Genomic DNA, 18276 nt, shown 5'->3' with positions numbered 1-18276 from the left:
ATGGCGCGCGAGCGGGTTACCTGCCGAGACCCCAATAGGTGAACCCCGCGTCGGCCACCTCGGCGGGGTGCAGCAAGTTGCGGCAGTCCACCAGGCAGGCCCGCTCGGTGAGCTGCGCCAGCTGGCTCCAGTTCAGCTCACGGAACTGCGGCCACTCGGTCAGCAGCACCAGAGCGGCGGCGTCCTTGGCGGCCAGCGCGGGGTCGTCGACGAGCTGGACGTCGGCGAGGTCGGCGCCTCGAGCGAGGCCCGGATCGTATCCGGTGAGCAGGGCGCCCTCGGCCGCCAGCGCGGCGGCCACGGCGAGGGCGGGCGAGTCGCGCAGGTCGTCGGTGCCGGCCTTGAACGTCAGCCCGAGCAGGCCGATGCGGACCCCGGCGAGTGATCCACCGCGCGAGCCCGTCGCGGCGTGCCGGATCTTCGCGACGACGCGGTCGCGCTGGCGGGCGTTGGCGGCGACGGCGTCGGCGAGCACGGCGAAGTCCATGCCCGTCTCCTCGGCGGTGTGCAGCAGGGCCCGGGTGTCCTTCGGCAGGCACGAGCCGCCCCAGCCGGGACCGGGGGAGAGGAACGCCGCGCCGATGCGGTCGTCCAGGCCCATCGTCCCGACCACGTCGGTGACGTCGGCGCCCACCCGCTCACACAGCTCGGCGAGTTCGTTGACGTAGGAGACCTTGAGCGCGAGGAAGGCATTGCTGGCGTACTTCGCCAGCTCGGCGCTGGCGGGATCGGTGCGCAGCCGCGGCCCGTCGAGCCGCGCGTACAGGGCCTCGACCCGGGCGGCCGCCCGCTCCTCGTGCGCGCCGATGACGATGCGGTCGGGGTGCAGGAAGTCGGCCACGGCGTGGCCCTCGCGCAGGAACTCCGGGTTGCTCACCACGGGCAGGCCGAGCACGCGGGCGGCGCGGTCGCCCGTGCCCACCGGGACCGTGGACTTGATCGCCACCACGCAGTCCGGCGCCAGCACGTGCCGCAGGGTGCCGAGGGCGCTGTCGAAGGCGCCGAGGTCGGCCGTGCCGCCGCGGCCCGTGGGCGTGGGCAGACACAGCAGCACCAGCTCGGCGTCGGCGAGCGAGGCGAGATCGGTGCCGAACGTCAGCCTGCCCGCCTCCTGATGCCCGGCCACGAGCTCGGGCAGGCGCGGTTCGCTGATCGGGACCTCGCCCGCCCGCAGCATTGCGATCTTGGTCTCGTCCACGTCGACGCAGCTCACGGCGTGGCCGAGCTCCGCGAGGCACGCCGCGCTGGTCAGCCCGACGTACCCGGCGCCGACCACGCCGACCCGCAAGCTCTCAGGCATGAATTCCCTCCGCTACCAGCTCGCTCGCGGCCAGGAGCACCTGGTCCTCGGTGAGTTCCAGCAGGCCGGGATCGGGCTTGTCGCCGAACGGGTCACCGGTGTGCCCGGCCCACAGCACGACGTGCGAGCCGCGCCCGAGCGGTGGGCCCCACCGGCTCGGCGGCGTGGGGCCGAACAGCAGCACCGACGGCGTGTGCAGCGCCGTCGCCAGGTGGCCGACACCGGTGTCGCCGCAGATCACCAGCTCCGCGCCGGCGACGACGGCGGCGAGCTCGTCGAGGCCGGTGCGGCCGGCCAGCACCGCGTCGTCGTCGAGTCCCGCCGCCCGGGCCACCTCGTGGGCGAGCTCCTCCTCGGCGGCACTGCCCGTGATCACCACCCGGTGCGGGGACAAGTCGCGCGCCACGGACGCGAACCGCTCGGCGGGCCAGCGGCGGGCCGGGTACGCCGCGCCCGGATGGATCACCACGGCACCGGGGGCGGGGCTGGGCACCGCGGGCGGCGGGAGCGCGAGATCCGCCGGGTCGGCCGGGATGCCGGCCTGCTCGAGCAGCACACACCAGCGATCGACCTCGTGCTCGTCCTCCCGCCACGGCGGCCCCGGCACGTCGGGGTGGCCGGGGTGCCGGTGCGTGACGAGTTCGGCAGGGTCGGTGGCCAGCAGGTCGGTGATGCTCTCCGGGCCGCTGCCGTGCAGGTTGACCGCGAGGGCGGGCCGCTCGCCTCGCCAGTCGAGCCGGCCGAGCCCCTCGGTGGGCAGCAACTCGTCCACCGCGTCGATGGTGTCGACGAGGGGGCGGAGCGCCTCCGGTGCGGCGAGCACGAGCCGGTCGTCCGGCCGGGCCGCGCGCAGGGCACGCAACGCCGGGACGGCGGTGAGCAGGTCGCCCAGGCCGAGCGCCCGCAGCGCGAGCGTCACGGCCATGAGCCCTCTTCCGAATGGCACACCACCATCTCGCGGACCTCGCAGCCCGCGGGCTGGCGCAGGGCGTGCAGCACCGACTGCGCGACGTTCTCGGCCTTGTTCAGCTTCGCGCCGGGTGGCGGCTTGTACTGCTCGTCGCGGTTGTCGAAGAAGTGAGTCGCCATGCCGCCGGGCACGAGCAGCGTCACGCCCACACGGCCCGCCAGCTCGGCCGCCAGCGCCCGGGTGAACGCCGCGACGCCGGCCTTGGACGCGCAGTAGGCGGTCGCATCGCTCACCGAGCGCAGCGCCAGCGTCGAGGCGACCGTCACCACCTTGCCGTGGGTGGCCTCCAGGTAGGGCAGTGCCGCCCGGACGACGGCGGCGGTGCCGAGCAGGTTGACCTGCACCACGCGCTCCCACTCCTTGGTGGGGATGTCGGTCAGCTTGCCGGGCACGTCGATGCCGGCCGCCGTGAACACCGCGTCGATTCCTCCGGCGCGGTCGGCGATCGCGTGTACGGCGTTCTCGGTGGCGGCCGAGTCGGCCAGGTCCACGATCTCGTGGTCGACGCCGTCCGCGGGCGCGGCGCGATCGAGCACGAGCGGGGTGTCGCCCTGCTCGGCAAGCGCGGTGACGGTGGCCGCGCCCAGCCCGGACGCACCCCCGGTGATCAGGACCTTCATCGAGACATCGCCTCCTGTACGAGTCGGGTCGTCGAGTAGCCCTCGACGGTGGGCACCAGCACGACCTCGCCGCCGTGGCGGCGCACGACCGGGGCCTCGGGAAGCTCGGCGCCGGCGTAGTCGCCACCCTTGACCCACACGTCGGGGCGGAGCCGGCTGAGCACTGTGGACGGGGAGGGTTCGTCGAACACCACGACGGCGTCGACGCACGCGAGCGCCTGCAGCAGCCGGACGCGGTCCTCGGCGGGCATGATCGGCCTGCCCGCTCCCTTGAGCCGGCGCACCGACTCGTCGGAGTTCACGCAGACGACGAGCGCGTCACCGAGTGCCCGCGCCTGCTCCAGCAGCGTGACGTGGCCGGGATGCAGCAGGTCGAAGCAGCCGCCCGTCGCGACGAGCCGCCCGCCCTGCCGCCGGATCCGCTCGGCGAGCGAGAACGCCGAGCCTGCGGGCCGCGGCGCGGGGCCGCCGTCCACGGACAAGGCGGCGGCGCCTCCGGCCGCGACGAACCGGGCCGCCGCGTCGACGGCCGCCCGCACCGCCCCCGGGACGTCGGCGCCCTCCAGCAGGGCCGCCGCGGCGGCGCTGGCGAACCGGTCGCCCGCGCCGCACGTGTCGGGGCGGGTGGCCCCGGCCAGTGTGGCCGTGCCGGACACCGGGAAAGGCAGCACGGCACCGTCGTCGCCCGGCCCCGACAGCAGCGCGCCCTGCGCGCCGACCGTGACCGCTGTGGCCGAGCAGGACCAGAGGTCACGCAGGCGCACCGCGGCGTCGCCGGGATCGCGACCCGGGGCGACCGCGAGCGCCTCCTTCTCGTTCGGAGTCGTGAGCGTGACCCCGGGAACCGGCTCGGGTCCGCGGGGATGCGGGTCCCACACCACCGGAACGCGCGTCACCGCCTCCGCGAGCAGGTCGCGGATCTCCGGGTGCGCGGCGACGCCGCGCCCGTAGTCGGACACCAGCACGGCGCCCGCCGAGCGGATCGCGGAGACGGCCCGCGGCGGCAGGGCCGCCTCGCCCGCGCGCCCGCCACCGGTGTCCACCCGCACGAGCGACTGACCGCCTGCCCGCACCCGGGTCTTGCGCACGGTGCGCCCGTCGAGCGGGATCCGCACCACCTGGACGTCGGTGCCGAGCAGCTCCGCCAGCCTGCGCCCCGGCTCGTCGTCGCCGAGCGCGGTGACGAGCACGACCTCCGGCGCGGTGCGGGTGGCGAGCAGTGCCGCGGCGAGTCCCGCGCCGCCCGGCCGCACCCACTCGCCGGTCACGTCCACCACCGGTACGGGCGCCTCCGGGCACAGCCGCTCCGCGGTGCCCTCGATGTCGACGTCGAGCAGCGCGTCACCGATCACCACGAGCGGCTTCACGTCAACGCCCCCAGCGACTCGTCGATCGTGGCGCACAGGGCGTGCACGACGGCCAGATGCACCTCCTGCACGGTGGCGACGCTCGGCGCGTCCACGGCGATGGCGTCGTCGCACAGCGCGGTGAGGGGGTTCGGCGCCGGGCCGGTGAGCGCCCACGTCGTGAGACCGAGCTCGTGCGCGACCTTCGCCGCCGCCACCACGTTCTGGCTGCGGCCGCTGGTGGACAGCGTGATGAGGACGTCGCCCGGCCTGCCGTGCGCCCGGACCTGCCGGGCGTAGAGCTCGTGCTCTCCGTAGTCGTTGACGATGGCCGTGGCCGCCGACGTCTCGGCGTGCAGCGCGATCGCCGACAGCGGCTGCCGGTCGTTGAGGAACTTGCCGACGAGCTCGCCGGTGAGGTGCTGCGCCTCGGCCGCGCTCCCACCGTTTCCGCAGGCCAGTAGCCTGCCACCGGCGCCGAGGACCTCCGCCAGCCGGGATCCCCAGTCGCGGATCGTGGGAGCCGCGCCCGCGGCGCGGTCGAGCGCGCCGCACAGGGCGGCGAAGTGCTCTTCGATCACAACACACCTCCAGTCAGGTCGTGGACGGCCGACACGACATCGGCCGGGTCGATCGCGAGGCACGGGTGCCCCTCGACGGGGCATTGCCGGGCCCGCGTGTCCCGGCACGGCGCGTGCTGGTCGCCCAGCAGGACGGTGGGCACGCCGTACGGAGCCCAGCGCGCGGCAGGTACGACGGGCGCGAACAGCGAGACCACCGGGGTGCCCACGGCCGCGGCCAGATGGGCGGGCCCCGTGTTGGGGGCGACGACGGCGCGGGCGCCGTCGAGCACCGACGCCAGTTCGGCGAGGCCGGTGCGGCCGCCGAGGTCGGTCGCGACGTCGCCGGCGACCTCCGCGGTGAGTTCTCGTTCGCCCGGCGCCCCGGTGACGAGCACGCGGTGGCCCGCCTCGGCCAGGGCGTGCACGATCGCCGCGGTCCGGGCGGTCGTGGGCTGGCGTGCGGGCACCGACGCCGCCGGGTGGACGACGATGTAGCCGGGTTGCCCGGTCAAGGCACTGGTGTCCGGCAACGGCCCGCGGACGGCGAGCCTGCCGTCGTCGCCCGGCGGGAGACCGAACCCAGCCGCGGCCGCCAGGGACAGGGCGCGTTCGGCCTCGGGCGGGTCACCGTCGACGCGGTGGCGCAGATCCAGCAGCGAACCGGGGTAGTCCTCGCTGATCGCCCCGATCCACGGCACGCCCGCCATCCGCAGCACCAGCGCGAGCGGCAGCGGCGACTGGTGGAACGAGGTCAGGATCAACGCCTTGTCGACCCGCAGATCCCGCAGCTGCTTCACGAATGCGTCGATGGAGTCCGCGGTGACCTCCGGTGGTTCGGGGTCGATCCACGGCGCACACCACTCGACGACCTCGGTCACTCCCGGTAGGAGGTCCGCGCCTGCGCGTCCGCGGGGGCCCGCCAGCAGCACCACCGAGTCGGAGTGCGCTGCCACGGCCCGCACGCACGGCCCGGCGAGGAGCACGTCCCCGACGTTGTCGAGCCGCGCCACCAATGTCCTCATAGGACCTCCAACGCCAGGCGCGCGGCGGCCGAGATGTCCGGCGCCACCGCCGCGTCCCGGCGGGCGCGCTCCACCTCCTCGGGCAGGGTGCGCCGGGTCGGCACGAGAATGCCCTTGGCGCCGGCGGCCTTCGCGGCGTCGATGTCGGCACCGATGTCCCCGATGACGACACACCGGTGCACCGGTACCCGCAGCAGCTCGGCCGCCCGCAGCACGAGGCCGGGCTTGGGTTTGCGGCACTGGCACAGCTCGTCCGGCGCGTGCGGGCACACCTGCCAGGTGTGGAAGGGGCCCAGCAGCTCGTCGACCCGCGCGTTGACGGCCTGCAGGTCCTCGGTGGTGAAGTAGCCGCGGGCGAGGCCGGACTGGTTGCTCACGATGCCGAGCTGCACGCCGCGCGAGCGCAGCCGGGCGAGCGCCTCGGCCGCGCCGGGCATGGGCCGCACCTTCTCCGGATCGGCCAGGTACGGCACGTCCTCGATGAGCGTGTCGTCGCGGTCGAACAGCACCGCGCTCGGCGTGCGCACCCGCAGTTCGCCGCGCACCCGGTGGGCACACGCGGCGGGCGGGATGAGCGCACTGGTGACGGCCATGCGCGTAATCTCCGCCGGCGTGCGCGGTCCCGGCTCGATGCGCTTCCACGCGAACTCGCCGGTCAGCCCGGCCCATGCGGCGGCGGCGAGTGCCGCCGTGACGCGCCGTCCCGCGGCCAGGGCACCGAGGGCGAGCCCGCCGGTCGCCGTCGTCAGCGCGTGCCTGCGCAGCCTGCCCGGACCCTCCCCGGTGAGCTGCCGCCAGTGCCTGCCGTGCTTGGCGCGCATGAGGGCGTTGTCGGCGTTGCCGCGCTGCCTGCGGACGCTGGCGAGGAAGCCGCCGTTGCGGGCCGGGTGGGTGGTGACGCGGCGGCCGTCGGCGATGCGGTAACCGGCTTTGCAGACCCGCAGCGCGAGGTCGGCGTCCTCGCGGAACGCCCGTGGGAACCGTTCGTCGAAACCGCCGACCTCCACGAGCGCGCACCGCCGGTATGCCATGTCGGCGGTGATCCACTTCGCACCCATGAGTGCTTGGGTGTCACGCTCGTCGTCGGTCGCGGCCCGGTCCTCGGGCAGCGGCACGACGATCCGCGCCACCGATGCCGCCACTCCCGGACCGAGGCCGTCGAGGTCCTCCGACAGCCGCTGGGTCCAGTCCTCGCCGGTGATGACGTCGTCGTCGAGGAAGGCCACCCACTCGGTGTGCGCGGCGCGCCACCCGGTGTTGCGGGCCGCGGCGGGCCCGCGCCCGCCCGAGCGCAGCTGCCGCGTCGGATACCGGATGCGCGGCAGCTCCAGCGGCTCGCCGGCGGGCCTGTCGTCGACCACGATCACCTCGGCCGGGTGCGGGCCGCGGGAGGCGTCGAGCGCCCGCAGCAACGTGCTCAGGTTGGGGCGCCCGGTCGTCGGGATCACGATGGAGTAGCTCAGCGACTGCAGTGCCTGTGCGGTGCCGAGGTGCCAGACGTCGCGGCTCATGCGTTCCTCCGCACCGCGAACGGTCCGATCGCGAGCAGGTCGACGGGGGCGGAGCCGAAGCACTCGAGCGCGTCGCGGGGGTCGTCGACCATCGGCCTGCCCGCGGTGTTGAGGCTGGTGTTGACCACGGTCGGCAGCCCGGTGCGGGCCTCGAACGCCCGCAGCATCCGCGCGACGAGCGGCTCGGCGTCGTCGTCGACGGTCTGGATCCGGGCGGTTCCGTCCACATGCGTCACCGCCGGGATGCGCTCCCGCCAGTGCGGTGCGACGTCGTGGACGAACAGCATGTACGGGCTGGGGATCGGGCCGCGGCCGAACACCTCGGGCGCCCGCTCGGCCAGCACCATCGGCGCCACCGGGCGGAACTGCTCACGGCCCTTGACGTCGTTGAGCCGCTCCAGGTTCTCCGCACGCCCGGGGTGCGCCAGCAGCGAGCGGTGACCGAGCGCGCGCGGTCCGAACTCGGCGCGCCCCTGGAACCACGCGACCACCTGGTCGGCGGCCAGCGCCTCGGCGACCGTCTCGGCGATGTCGGCGGGCCGCTCGTACCGCACGTTCGCCCGGGTGAGCCACCCCTCGATCTCGTCGTCGGACCAGCCACGGCCGAGGTCCGCACCACGCATCGGCGTCGCGCGCTCGCCGAAGTCGGCGGCCAGTTGCAGCGCCGCCCCCAGCGCGGTGCCCGCATCCCCGGCCGCGGGCTGTACCCACACGTGCTCGAACGGGCTCTCGGCGTGCAGCCGGGTGTTGGCGACGCAGTTGAGCGCCGTCCCGCCCGCGAGCGCCAGATTCGGGTTGCCGGTGCGGTCGTACAGCCAGCGGGCGAGCTCGAGCAGCACGTCCTCGACGGCGCGCTGGACACTGGCTGCGAGGTCGGCGTGTTCGGGCAGGAGTTCGTCCTCGGCGGTGCGGGCCGGGGCGAACTCGCTCCAGTCGATGGGCTCGGTGCGGAAGCCGCCGTCACCGGTCGGGCGGATGCGCTCGCGCAGCGTGTTCAGGAATCGCGGCGTGCCGTAGGACGCCAGTGCCATCACCTTGTACTCGTCGTTCGACCGCTGGAACCCCAGGTGCGCGGTCGCCGACTCGTACGTCAGGCCCAGCGAGTGCGGCAGCGGCTGGTGCGCCAGCTCCTCGAGCTTGCCGTCGCGATACTCACCGGCGAGGTAGGACTCGGCCTCACCCCGCCCGTCGGAGGTCAGGACCGCGCAGTCGGCGAACGGGGCCGCGAGCGCCGCCGACGCGGCGTGCGCGACGTGATGCCGCACGAACCGGACGATGCCGGGGTCCAGACCGGGCAGGGCCGTTTTCAGAAACAGCGGTGCGCGCTGGGCATAGAGGGTGCGCAGTTTCTCCCAGCCGCCCTCGTCGATTCCGCCGAGCTCGTGCCGCGCCAGCCCCGGGTCGTAGGAGTAGCCGACGGCGTCGAGGTCGGCCGGTGCGATGCCGGCGTGGTCGAGACACCACCGGGCCGCCTGTTCCGGCAATTCCCATGCGGCAAAGGGAACCGGGGATTTGCCGTGTTTCCGCCTGCTGAACCGTTCCTCCTCGGCCGCCGCCACCACTTCGCCGTCCACGACCAGGGCGGCCGCTGGATCGTGGAAAACGGCGTTGATACCGAGAATGCGCACGTGTTCTCCTCCTGGCGGGTGAGCACTCGCTCGCGGAACCTGTACTAAGTCGCTACCCGTTGCAGCGACGTCTAAACGGTCGCAGCCGCAAAAGCCCAGGACGTCGCTACGGAGAGTGCTCAGGCGGCGGCGTCGGGTCGGTGTCCGGCGAACCAGTCGACGGTCCGCCGCAGACCGTCGCGCAGCGTCACCTGCGGCTCCCAGCCGAGCTCCCGCCGGGCCAGGGAGATGTCCGGACAACGGCGCTGCGGGTCGTCCACCGCGCCGGGCACGGACTCGATCACCGACGCGCTGCCGACGAGATCCCGGATCTCCTCGGCGATCCGGCGCACCGAGAGCTCGCGCGGGTTGCCGATGTTGACCGGTCCGGTGAGTGTGCTGCGGACGAGGGCATAGAGCCCGGCCACCGTGTCGTCGACGTAGCACACCGAGCGGGTCTGGGTGCCCGAACCGGCGACGGTCAGCGGGGCTCCCGCGATCGCCTGCGTGATGAAGTTCGGAATCATGCGTCCGTCGTCGGCACGCATGCGCGGTCCGTAGGTGTTGAAGATGCGGGCGATCGCGACATCGGTGCCGCGCTGACGCAAGTGCGCCATCGTGAGCGCCTCGGCGTAGCGCTTGGCCTCGTCGTAGACACTGCGCGGACCGATCGGATTGACGTTGCCCCAATAGGATTCCCGCTGCGGATGCTCCAGCGGATCGCCGTAGACCTCGCTGGTGGACGTCAGCAGGAACCGTGCTCCCGCGCGTTCGGCCACCTCCAGCGCGTGCATTGTGCCCAGCGCACCCGCGTGGAGCGTCTCGATGGGCAACCGCTGGTAGTCGCGGGGCGACGCGGCCGAGGCCAGGTGTGCCACCAGCGTCGGGTCGCCGACGTCGGGGAACGGCGCGGTGACGTCGTGCTCGATCAGCCGGAAGCGCGGATCCTCGCGCAGGTGATCGACGTTGGTGGCGGTACCGGTGGCGAAGCTGTCCACACAGGACACCCGGAATCCGTTTCGGAGCAGGAGTTCGCACAGGTGTGAACCGAGGAAGCCGGCACCGCCGGTGACCAGGGCGTGTCCGGGAGCAGCGACCATGGCGGCCGGTTACCCGGGCGAGTCAGTGTGAAACGCAGGGCGAGTGGGTACAGCGTGATCATGCATGTCCTCGTCACCGGCTGGCCGAGCTTCCTGCACGGCGAGGCGACCGCAGGTGACGTGCTCAGCATGCGTCGCGTCGTCGCCGCGCTCACCGAGGCCGGCATCGCCTGCGACGTGGCCTGGAGCCCCGGCTTCCGCCCGGGCGAGCTGCACCTCGACGACGCCGACCCGGGTCGGTACAGCCATCTCGTCTTCGCCTGCGGTCCCGCGCACGGCGAGCAGGTCCGCGGGCTGCACGAGCGCTTTCCGGCGTGTACGCGCATCGCCGTCGGGGTGTCGGTGATCGACGAGCACGACCCCGCCGTCACCGGGTTCCACCGGGTGCTCGCCCGCGACGGTGCCGGGCAGCAGCGGCAGGATCTCGCGGCGTCGGCGGAGACCTCGCGCGTGCCGGTGGTCGCGGTGATCCTCGCTCCCGGGCAACACGAGTACGGCACCCGGCGCAGGCACGAGCAGGTGCACAAGACCCTGCAGGAGTGGCTGGTCAGGCAGGACTGCGCGCGCGTGCCGCTCGACACCCGGCTGGACACCTCCGACTGGCGGCACTGCGCCACCGGCGACCAGTTCGTCTCCGCACTGGCCCGGTTCGACGTCGTGGTGACCACCCGGCTGCACGGATTGGTGCTCGCGGTCCGGACCGGGGTGCCCGCGCTCGCCGTCGACCCGATCGCCGGAGGCGGCAAGGTGACCGCGCAGGCCCGCGCGCTCGGCTGGCCCGCGCTGCTGCCGGCCGAGGACCTCGGCGACGAGGCACTCGGCCACTGGTGGCGGTGGTGCCTGTCGGAGCATGCCCGCGCCCACGCCACCGCCGCGCACGATCCCGGGTCGTCGCTGGTGGACGCACTGCTGGACGAGGTGCGGGCATGAGAACCACCGTCGTCATCGCGACCCGCAACCGGGCCGCCGAACTGGCCCGCACGCTCGACCACATTCTCGCGTTGCGGCCCGCACCGCCGGTGATCGTGGTCGACAACGCCTCCACCGACGACACCGCGCATCGAATCCGCCGCGATTACCCGGCCGCCCGGCTGATCGCCTTGCCCGGCAACGCCGGCGCCGCCGCCCGCAACGTCGGGGTCGAGGCGGCCGAGACTCCGCTCGTGGCGTTCAGCGACGACGACTCGTGGTGGGCACCGGAGGCCCTGCCGCAGGCCGAGATCCTCTTCGACGCCTATCCTCGGCTCGGCCTGCTCGCCGCCCACACCCTCGTCGGTCCCGGGGAGAAGTCCGACCCGGTGTGCGCGCTGATGGCCGACAGCCCGCTCGGCACCGCACCGGACCTGCCGGGACCGTGCGTGCTCGGTTTCCTCGCCTGCTCGGCGATCGTGCGCCGCGAGGCGTTCCTCCAGGCGGGTGGGTTCAGCCCGCTGCTGCATTTCGGTGCGGAGGAGAAGCTGCTCGCCTACGACCTCGCCGCGCTCGGGTGGGGACTGTGCTACGTCGACCGGGTCGTGGCCCACCACCACCCGTCCGCCACCCGGCCGCCGCAGGCCTGGCGGGACCGGCAGGAGAAACGGAACAACGCGCTCATCGCGGCCATGCGCAGGCCGTGGCGGGAGTGTGCGCGCGCCGCGTTGCCGCTGCTGCGGGACCCGGCCACGGCCGGTGCCGTGCTGCGCAGGCTGCCGCGGGCACTCGCCGACCGGCGGCCGCTGCCGCGTGACGTCGAGCACCAGATCCGGGAGCTGGCATGACCGATCCCCGCGTGACCGTCGTGGTGATCACGTACAACCGGCGCGACGAGGTACTGCGCACGCTGGCCCACATGACGGCGCTCCCGGACGGGGCGCCGATCATCGTGGCCGACAACGCCTCCACCGACGGCACCGCCGAGGCGGTGTCGCGAACGTTCCCCGACGTGGAGCTGCTGTGCTGCGACCGCAACCTCGGCGCGCTCGCGCGCAACCTCGCCGTCCGGCACGTCCGCACGCCCTACGTGGCGTTCTGCGACGACGACACGCGCTGGCAGCCGGGGTCGCTGCTGCGCGCGGCCGACCTGCTCGACGAGCACCCCGGCCTCGCGTCGGTCACGGGACGCTGCCTCGTCGAACCCGGCCTCGCCGAAGACCCGATCACGCCGGAGCTGCGGTACTCGCCGGTCCCCGGGCCGGACTGGCTGCCCGGGCCCGCGCTGCTCGGCGTGATGGCCGGGCTGACGACGTTCCGGGTGAGCGCGTTCCGCGAGGTCGGCGGGTTCTCGCCGCGCATGTGGCTCGGCGGCGAGGAGGAACTGCTCGCCCTCGACCTCGCCGCCCATGGCTGGTGGATGTGCTGGGCGGAGGACGTCGTCATCCACCACGCCCCGTCGGTGCAGCGCGACCCCCGCCGCCGGCGGCAGCTCGGCATCCGCAACACGCTGTGGACGCTGTGGTTGCGCAGACCCGTGCGCAGTGCCGCCCGGCGCAGCGTGGACGTGCTGCGCTCGGCACCCGCCGACCGCGCGACCGTCTCGGCCGTGTGGGAGGCCGTGCGCGGGCTGCCGTGGGTGCTGCGCGAACGCCGGGTCGTGCCCCGGCATGTCGAGGAAGGCCTGCTGTTGCTGGAGGATGCGCAGCGCCACTCCGTCGCCCGCCGGTACGTGGGTTGACGGTCCGCCGCACCGGGTAGGCCACGGGGCGACACCCCTGCCGTCCAAAGGAGGCTCGTCCATGACCGGCTTCTTCGGTGAGCCCGGACCCAGCCCGTTCGATCAGCTGCTCGCCCAGTTCTTCGGCAGCGCGATGCCCGGCAGGCGTCCGCAACCGGTCGGCATCACGCGCCTCATGAGCGAGCAGGCGCTCGCGCTCGTGTCGGCGGCGGCGCAGCAGGTCGGCGAATGGGGCGGCGCCGAACTCGACTCGATGCACCTGCTCTGGGGCTCGACCAAGGTGCCCGGGAGCCGGGAGCTGATCCAGCGTGCGGGCGGCGACCCCGACGCGCTCGCCCAGCGCGTCGAGCAGCACGTCGACCACGGGCCGCCGCGGTCGGGCACCGCACCCATGCTCACGCCGGGCGCCAAGCGCACGCTGATGGACGCCCACCAGATCTCCCGCCAGCTGCGGTCCAGCTACATCGGCCCGGAACACGTGCTGCTCGCCCTCGTGGCCCACCAGGACTCCGCCGCGGGCAGGCTGCTCGGCGAGGAGGGCGTCACCCCCGAATCGATCCGCCAGGCCATCGCCCGGCCCGCCTCGGGAACGGCGTCCTCGTCCTCCGGCGGCGGCCCGGCACGCAGCGGCGGCGGATCCTCCGGCAGCAGCGGCACCCCGACGCTCGACGAGTTCGGCCGCGACCTCACCGCGCTGGCCCGCGACGGTGAACTCGACCCCGTCGTCGGCCGCGAGACGGAGATCGAGCAGACCATCGAGGTGCTGTCGCGGCGCACCAAGAACAACCCGGTGCTCATCGGGGAGGCCGGCGTCGGCAAGACCGCCATCGTCGAGGGCCTCGCGCAGCGCATCGCGGAGGGTCAGGTGCCGGACGTGCTCGGCGACCGCCGGGTGATCCAGCTCGACGTCACCGCGATGGTCGCGGGCACGCGCTACCGGGGCGACTTCGAGGAGCGGATGACCAAGCTCCTCGGCGAGATCCGCGACCACCGCGACGAGCTAGTCGTCTTCATCGACGAGCTGCACACCGTGGTCGGTGCCGGCTCGTCCGAGGGCTCGATGGGGGCCGGCAACATGCTCAAGCCCGCGCTGGCCCGCGGTGAACTGCATATCGTCGGCGCGACGACACTCGACGAGTACCGGCAGAACATCGAGACCGATCCCGCCTTCGAACGCCGGTTCCAGCCGATCCTGGTTCCCGAGCCGGACGTCGACGACGCGCTGCAGATCCTGCACGGGCTGCGCGACCAGTACGAGGCACACCACCAGGTGCGGTTCACCGACGAGGCGCTGAACGCGGCCGTGACGATGTCCGACCGCTACATCAACGACCGCTACCTGCCGGACAAGGCCATCGATCTGGTCGACCAGGCGGGCGCGCGGGTGCGGATGCGCACCGCGCGCCGCCCGGAGGGGCTGCGCGAGATGCAGGACCGGCTCGAGCAGCTGTGCCGCGACCGCGACCAGGCCGTCAGCGAGGAGCACTACGAGCGCGCCTCCTCCCTGCGCGACGAGATCAACGAGCTGCGGAGGCGGATCGCCGAGCTTCGTTCCGAGGAACGCTCGCCCGGGAGCCCGGAGGTCGGCGCCCAGGACATCGCGGAGATCGTCTCCCGGCTCACCGGGATCCCGGTGTCGCAACTGACGCAGGAGGAGCGCGAGCGGCTCCTGCACCTGGAGGAGCACCTGCACGGCCGGGTCGTCGGGCAGGACGAGGCCGTCCAGGCGGTCGCGGAGGCCGTGCGCCGCACGCGGGCGGGCCTGGCCGAACCCGACCGGCCGTCCGGCAGCTTCCTGTTCCTGGGGCCGACCGGCGTCGGCAAGACGGAGCTGGCGCGGGCGCTCGCGGAGGCGCTGTTCGGCGGTGAGGACCGCATGGTGCGCATCGACATGTCCGAGTACGGCGAGCGGCACACGGTGTCGCGGCTGATCGGCGCCCCGCCCGGCTACGTTGGCTACGAGGAGGCGGGGCAGCTGACCGAGGCGGTGCGGCGGCGGCCCTACTCGGTGGTGCTGCTGGACGAGATCGAGAAGGCGCATCCCGAGGTGTTCAACGTGCTGCTCCAGGTGCTGGACGACGGCAGGCTCACCGACGGCCGCGGCCGGACCGTCAACTTCACCAACACCGTGCTGATCATGACCAGCAACATCGGCTCGGAGCTCGTGCTGAGCGGCATGCAGGGAGCGCTCGGGTTCACGCCGGGCCGCGAGGAGGACACCGAGCAGCCGCTGCGGGAACGGTTGATGCGCAGGCTCCGCGACAACTTCCGGCCGGAGTTCCTCAACCGCATCGACGAGATCATCGTGTTCCGCAAGCTGTCGGCGGAGCAATTGCAGCAGGTCACGTCGTTGCTGCTGGAGGACACGCGGCGCAAGGCGCACGCCCAGGACGTCGACGTCGAGGTGCGCGAGGACGCCGTGCGGTGGCTCGCCGAAGCCGGGTACCAGCCCGAGTACGGTGCGCGCCCGCTGCGGCGCACCATCCAGCGCGAGGTGGACAACGTGCTCTCGCGGATGCTCCTCAACGGCGAGCTGGCGGCCGGTGCGCGGGTGCAGATCGGCGTCGAGGACGGCGCCCTCAGCTTCCACGTCACCCAGCCGGCTCCCGTCTGACGAGCGCGGTGCCGCGCGGGGTGGTCCCGATCCGGGGCCACCCCGCGTCGTGTCTGCCGTCCAGGTAGCCGTGTCTGCGATTCGCGTCGCCGTGTGTGCCGTCCAGGTAGCCGTGTCTGCTCCCGGCCAGGCCCCGGAGGCGGGTCAGTCGTCGCGGACGTGGACGGCTCGCCCGTCCTGGTAGACGGCACGGACCCGCTTGCCCAGTCCGACGACGTCCAGCGGGTCCCCGTCGACCACGACCAGATCGGCGCGTTTGCCGGGTTCGATCGAGCCGAGCGTGGCATCGAGTCCCATGAGTTCGGCAGCCGACAGCGTCGCCGCATGGAGCGCGTCGGCCGGGCTGAGCCCCTTGTCGACCAGCAGTTCCAGCTCCAGCAGGTTCTCGCCGCGGGGGTAGATCGGCGCGTCGGTGCCCATCGCGATCGGCACGCCTGCCGCCACGGCCCGCCGGACGGTGTCGTCGCCGTGAGACTGCTCGATCTTGTCCCGGATCTCGCTCGGGTACACAGTGGACCCGTCCTCGAGCGACTGCCGCAGGCCGAGCCCGGCGCTGAGGGTGGGGACCAGCCAGATCCGGCGCTCGGCCATCCACTCGAGCGTCTCGTCGTCGAGCTGGTTGCCGTGCTCGATGGAGCGGACTCCGTGGCGCACGGCCGCTTTCGCCCCCGCGCCGTGGGCGTGTGCCATGACGAACCGGCCCGCGGCCGCGGCCTCGGTGACCATCATGGCGATCTCGTCGTCGCGGAAGTGGACGAGCTCCGGCCCGGGACCGCTCGACACCACCCCGCCACTCGTGGCGACCTTGATGACATCGGCACCCGCCCGCACCAGTTCCCTGATCTTGCGGCGGATCTCCTCCGGACCGTCCACGATCACCGGTGGCCGCCCCGGATGCGGTGGCAGCAGGTCCAGCGCACACGTGGACGGCCACCACGGGTCGCCGTGCCCGCCCGTCTGGCTGAGCATGTTGAGCGAGACCTGCATGCGCGGCCCCGGCACCAGCCCACGTTCTTGCGCGACCCGCATGCCGAGGTCGGCGCCACCCGCATCGCGCACCGTGGTGACGCCGGTGGCCAGCGTCCTCGCCATGTGGCCCGCGGCCTCGTAGAACTGGAGCGAGAACGGCTGCTGCACGGCATCCAGCAGGTCGACGCTGCTCATGGTGAGGTGGACATGGCAGTCGAAGAGACCGGGCAGGATCGCGCGGCCCGCGCAATCGACTTCGGCGTCACCGTCGAGCCCGGTGCCCACGTCGGTGATCCAGCCGTTCTCGACGGCGACATCGGCCGCGTCGGCCGAGCGGCTCGTCGCGTCGTAGAGCGTCGCGCCCCGGAACACGGTGCGGGTCATCGGTGGACTCCGGTCACGTCGAGGGCGTCCTCGTGGTGGTCGACGAGGCTGTCCGCGGCTTCCGTCTGCCTGCGAAGGAGCGGGGAGAGAGCGAAGAGGACGAGTCCGAGAACGACGGTCCCGGCACCGACCGCGCCGAAATAGGTCCCGGCGCTGTCCGGCTCGTAGAACTTGACCAGCTGGGCGGCGATGCCCTGCCCCGCGGCGCCTGCGGTGAGCCACAGCCCCATCGTCTGGGTGGCGAACGCGGCCGGGGCCAGCCGCGTGGTGGCCGACAATCCGATCGGAGACAGGCACATCTCGCCGATGGTGACCAACGCCAGGCTACCGACCAGCCACAGTGGACTGCTCAGGCCGCCCTGCGAGGCCGGCAGGACGAGCACCAGGTACGAGACGCCCGCGATGGCCAGGGCGAAGCCGAACTTGTGCGCTGTGGACGGTGCGCGCGGCGACCGGTCGAGCCGGAGCCACAGCAGCGCGAACAGCGGGGTGAGAACGATCAGGACGAACGAGCCGACCGACTGGAACCACGATGCCGGGATGGTGAAGCCGAACGCGTCGAGGTCGGTGCTCTCGTCGGCGTACTGCGCGATGACGGTCGCACCCTGTTCCTGGATGACCCAGAAGAACACCGCCGCGACGAACAAGGGAATGTAGCCGCGCAGCCGGGCCCGCTCGGCCGCGGTCGTGCGCTTGCTCCGCAGCATCACGGTGAAGTAGACGACCGGCAGCGCCATCGCCAGCACGCTGATCAGGTTCACGGTCGCGCCGATGCTCAGCAGACCCGTCACCGCGGACACCGCGACGACCGCCACGAGACACGCGACGCCGAGGCCCACCAGGCTCGCCCGGGACCGGGACACCTCGCTCAGCCGGAGGGGATTCTTCGGCCTGCTACCGGCCTCGCTGAGATGACGTTGGGTCCACAGGTACACCGCCAGCCCGAGTGCCATCCCGACCGCGGCGATGCCGAAACCGAGGTGGTAGTCGTAGGTCTGGCCCACGGTGCCGACCACGAGCGGAGCAGCCACCGCACCCACGCTGATGCCCATGTAGTAGATGCTGAAGCCGGAGTCGCGGCGCGGGTCGTTCGGGGCGTACAGGTCGCCGACGGACGCGGAGATGGTGGGCTTGAGCAGGCCGGTGCCTCCGGCGATGAACACCATCGAGGCGAACAGCGCCCCGGCACCCGCCGGAAGGGCCAGGCAGATGTGCCCGACCATGATGAGCACGCCGCCGACGAGGGTCGCGCGCCGATCGCCGAGCAGCCGGTCGCTGACCCAGCCGCCGAGGATCGCGGCCATGTAGGTGGCCGAGCCGTACACCGCGACGAGCGACTTGGCGGTGTCGTCGGGGATCCCGAGGCCGCCGTTCGCCACCTGGTCGTACATGTAGTAGAGCAGCAGGGCGCGCATCCCGTAGTAGGAGAATCGCTCCCACGCCTCGGTGAAGAACAGGCCGACGAGGCCACGCGGGTGTCCGAAGAACGCCCGGTCCGAGGCTGTTCCCGCAACGCGCGGAGTGCCTGGCACGCCCACGTTTCACCTCCGGAAAGACAGTGGACGGCCGACCGCGAAGCCGCGGTCGGCCGGTAGATGAGCGCAGACGATACATCCACAC

15 protein-coding genes are annotated in these 18276 nt (G+C 73.0%); 4 read left to right on the top strand and 11 right to left on the bottom strand.

From position 1 onward, the window contains the following. Positions 1-16: 16 nt before the first annotated feature. From ACFSZT_RS24500 to ACFSZT_RS24460, 9 genes are all read right to left on the bottom strand, one after another. Positions 17-1300 (bottom strand): UDP-glucose dehydrogenase family protein, encoded by a 1284-nt coding sequence (locus ACFSZT_RS24500; RefSeq protein ID WP_377385193.1) that lies wholly within the window; start codon positions 1298-1300, stop codon positions 17-19. Continuing rightward, the gene (locus ACFSZT_RS24495) at positions 1293-2225 is read right to left on the bottom strand and encodes a glycosyltransferase family 9 protein (protein ID WP_377385195.1); all 933 of its coding nucleotides are present in this window, start codon (positions 2223-2225) and stop codon (positions 1293-1295) included. Before ACFSZT_RS24495 ends, ACFSZT_RS24500 begins: the two co-directional genes overlap by 8 nt. After that, the gene (locus ACFSZT_RS24490) at positions 2216-2890 is read right to left on the bottom strand and encodes an SDR family oxidoreductase (RefSeq protein WP_377385196.1); all 675 of its coding nucleotides are present in this window, start codon (positions 2888-2890) and stop codon (positions 2216-2218) included. Before ACFSZT_RS24490 ends, ACFSZT_RS24495 begins: the two co-directional genes overlap by 10 nt. After that, on the bottom strand, positions 2887-4257 hold the full coding sequence (gene rfaE2 / locus ACFSZT_RS24485) for a D-glycero-beta-D-manno-heptose 1-phosphate adenylyltransferase (RefSeq protein ID WP_377478359.1): 1371 nt from the start codon (positions 4255-4257) through the stop codon (positions 2887-2889). The genes ACFSZT_RS24490 and rfaE2 overlap by 4 nt, the downstream gene beginning before the upstream one ends. Further along, on the bottom strand, positions 4254-4817 hold the full coding sequence (locus ACFSZT_RS24480; RefSeq protein WP_377385198.1) for a D-sedoheptulose-7-phosphate isomerase: 564 nt from the start codon (positions 4815-4817) through the stop codon (positions 4254-4256). The genes rfaE2 and ACFSZT_RS24480 overlap by 4 nt, the downstream gene beginning before the upstream one ends. Next, positions 4814-5821, bottom strand: a complete 1008-nt coding sequence (locus ACFSZT_RS24475; protein WP_377385199.1) for a glycosyltransferase family 9 protein — start codon at positions 5819-5821, stop codon at positions 4814-4816. Before ACFSZT_RS24475 ends, ACFSZT_RS24480 begins: the two co-directional genes overlap by 4 nt. Further along, positions 5818-7332: an HAD-IIIA family hydrolase gene (locus ACFSZT_RS24470; RefSeq protein WP_377385201.1), complete on the bottom strand. Its 1515-nt coding sequence runs from the start codon at positions 7330-7332 to the stop codon at positions 5818-5820. Before ACFSZT_RS24470 ends, ACFSZT_RS24475 begins: the two co-directional genes overlap by 4 nt. After that, complete coding sequence (locus tag ACFSZT_RS24465) at positions 7329-8960, bottom strand: carbamoyltransferase family protein (protein ID WP_377385202.1); 1632 nt, start codon at positions 8958-8960, stop codon at positions 7329-7331. Before ACFSZT_RS24465 ends, ACFSZT_RS24470 begins: the two co-directional genes overlap by 4 nt. 119 nt (positions 8961-9079) lie before the next feature. Beyond that, complete coding sequence (locus tag ACFSZT_RS24460) at positions 9080-10039, bottom strand: UDP-glucuronic acid decarboxylase family protein (RefSeq protein ID WP_377385204.1); 960 nt, start codon at positions 10037-10039, stop codon at positions 9080-9082. Positions 10040-10099: 60 nt separating this feature from the next. Here ACFSZT_RS24460 and ACFSZT_RS24455 point away from each other — a divergent pair, with 60 nt between their 5' ends. The 4 genes from ACFSZT_RS24455 to ACFSZT_RS24440 all read left to right on the top strand — a co-directional run bounded on the left by ACFSZT_RS24455 (position 10100) and on the right by ACFSZT_RS24440 (position 15303). Further along, a complete protein-coding gene (locus tag ACFSZT_RS24455; RefSeq protein ID WP_377385206.1) occupies positions 10100-10969 on the top strand; it encodes a polysaccharide pyruvyl transferase family protein in 870 nt (289 codons plus the stop codon). Then, positions 10966-11796 (top strand): glycosyltransferase family 2 protein, encoded by an 831-nt coding sequence (locus tag ACFSZT_RS24450; protein WP_377385208.1) that lies wholly within the window; start codon positions 10966-10968, stop codon positions 11794-11796. The genes ACFSZT_RS24455 and ACFSZT_RS24450 overlap by 4 nt, the downstream gene beginning before the upstream one ends. Further along, positions 11793-12689 (top strand): glycosyltransferase family 2 protein, encoded by an 897-nt coding sequence (locus tag ACFSZT_RS24445; protein ID WP_377385209.1) that lies wholly within the window; start codon positions 11793-11795, stop codon positions 12687-12689. The genes ACFSZT_RS24450 and ACFSZT_RS24445 overlap by 4 nt, the downstream gene beginning before the upstream one ends. Before the next feature lie 61 nt (positions 12690-12750). Continuing rightward, complete coding sequence (locus ACFSZT_RS24440; protein WP_377385210.1) at positions 12751-15303, top strand: ATP-dependent Clp protease ATP-binding subunit; 2553 nt, start codon at positions 12751-12753, stop codon at positions 15301-15303. Between the two features lie 144 nt (positions 15304-15447). On the opposite strand, the gene ACFSZT_RS24435 is transcribed toward ACFSZT_RS24440, so the two are convergent. Together ACFSZT_RS24435 and ACFSZT_RS24430 are read right to left on the bottom strand one after the other, a co-directional pair. Beyond that, the gene (locus tag ACFSZT_RS24435; protein WP_377385212.1) at positions 15448-16656 is read right to left on the bottom strand and encodes a metal-dependent hydrolase family protein; all 1209 of its coding nucleotides are present in this window, start codon (positions 16654-16656) and stop codon (positions 15448-15450) included. Beyond that, positions 16653-18188, bottom strand: a complete 1536-nt coding sequence (locus tag ACFSZT_RS24430; RefSeq protein WP_377385214.1) for a peptide MFS transporter — start codon at positions 18186-18188, stop codon at positions 16653-16655. Before ACFSZT_RS24430 ends, ACFSZT_RS24435 begins: the two co-directional genes overlap by 4 nt. Between the last annotated feature and the right edge of the window lie 88 nt (positions 18189-18276).

The organism is Prauserella oleivorans (assembly GCF_042685745.1).
In the GTDB taxonomy this organism is placed as follows: Bacteria; Actinomycetota; Actinomycetes; order Mycobacteriales; family Pseudonocardiaceae; genus Prauserella_A; species Prauserella_A oleivorans.
The sequence above is the reverse complement of the archived record's forward strand: the minus strand, read 5'-3'. Positions and strand labels throughout refer to the sequence as shown.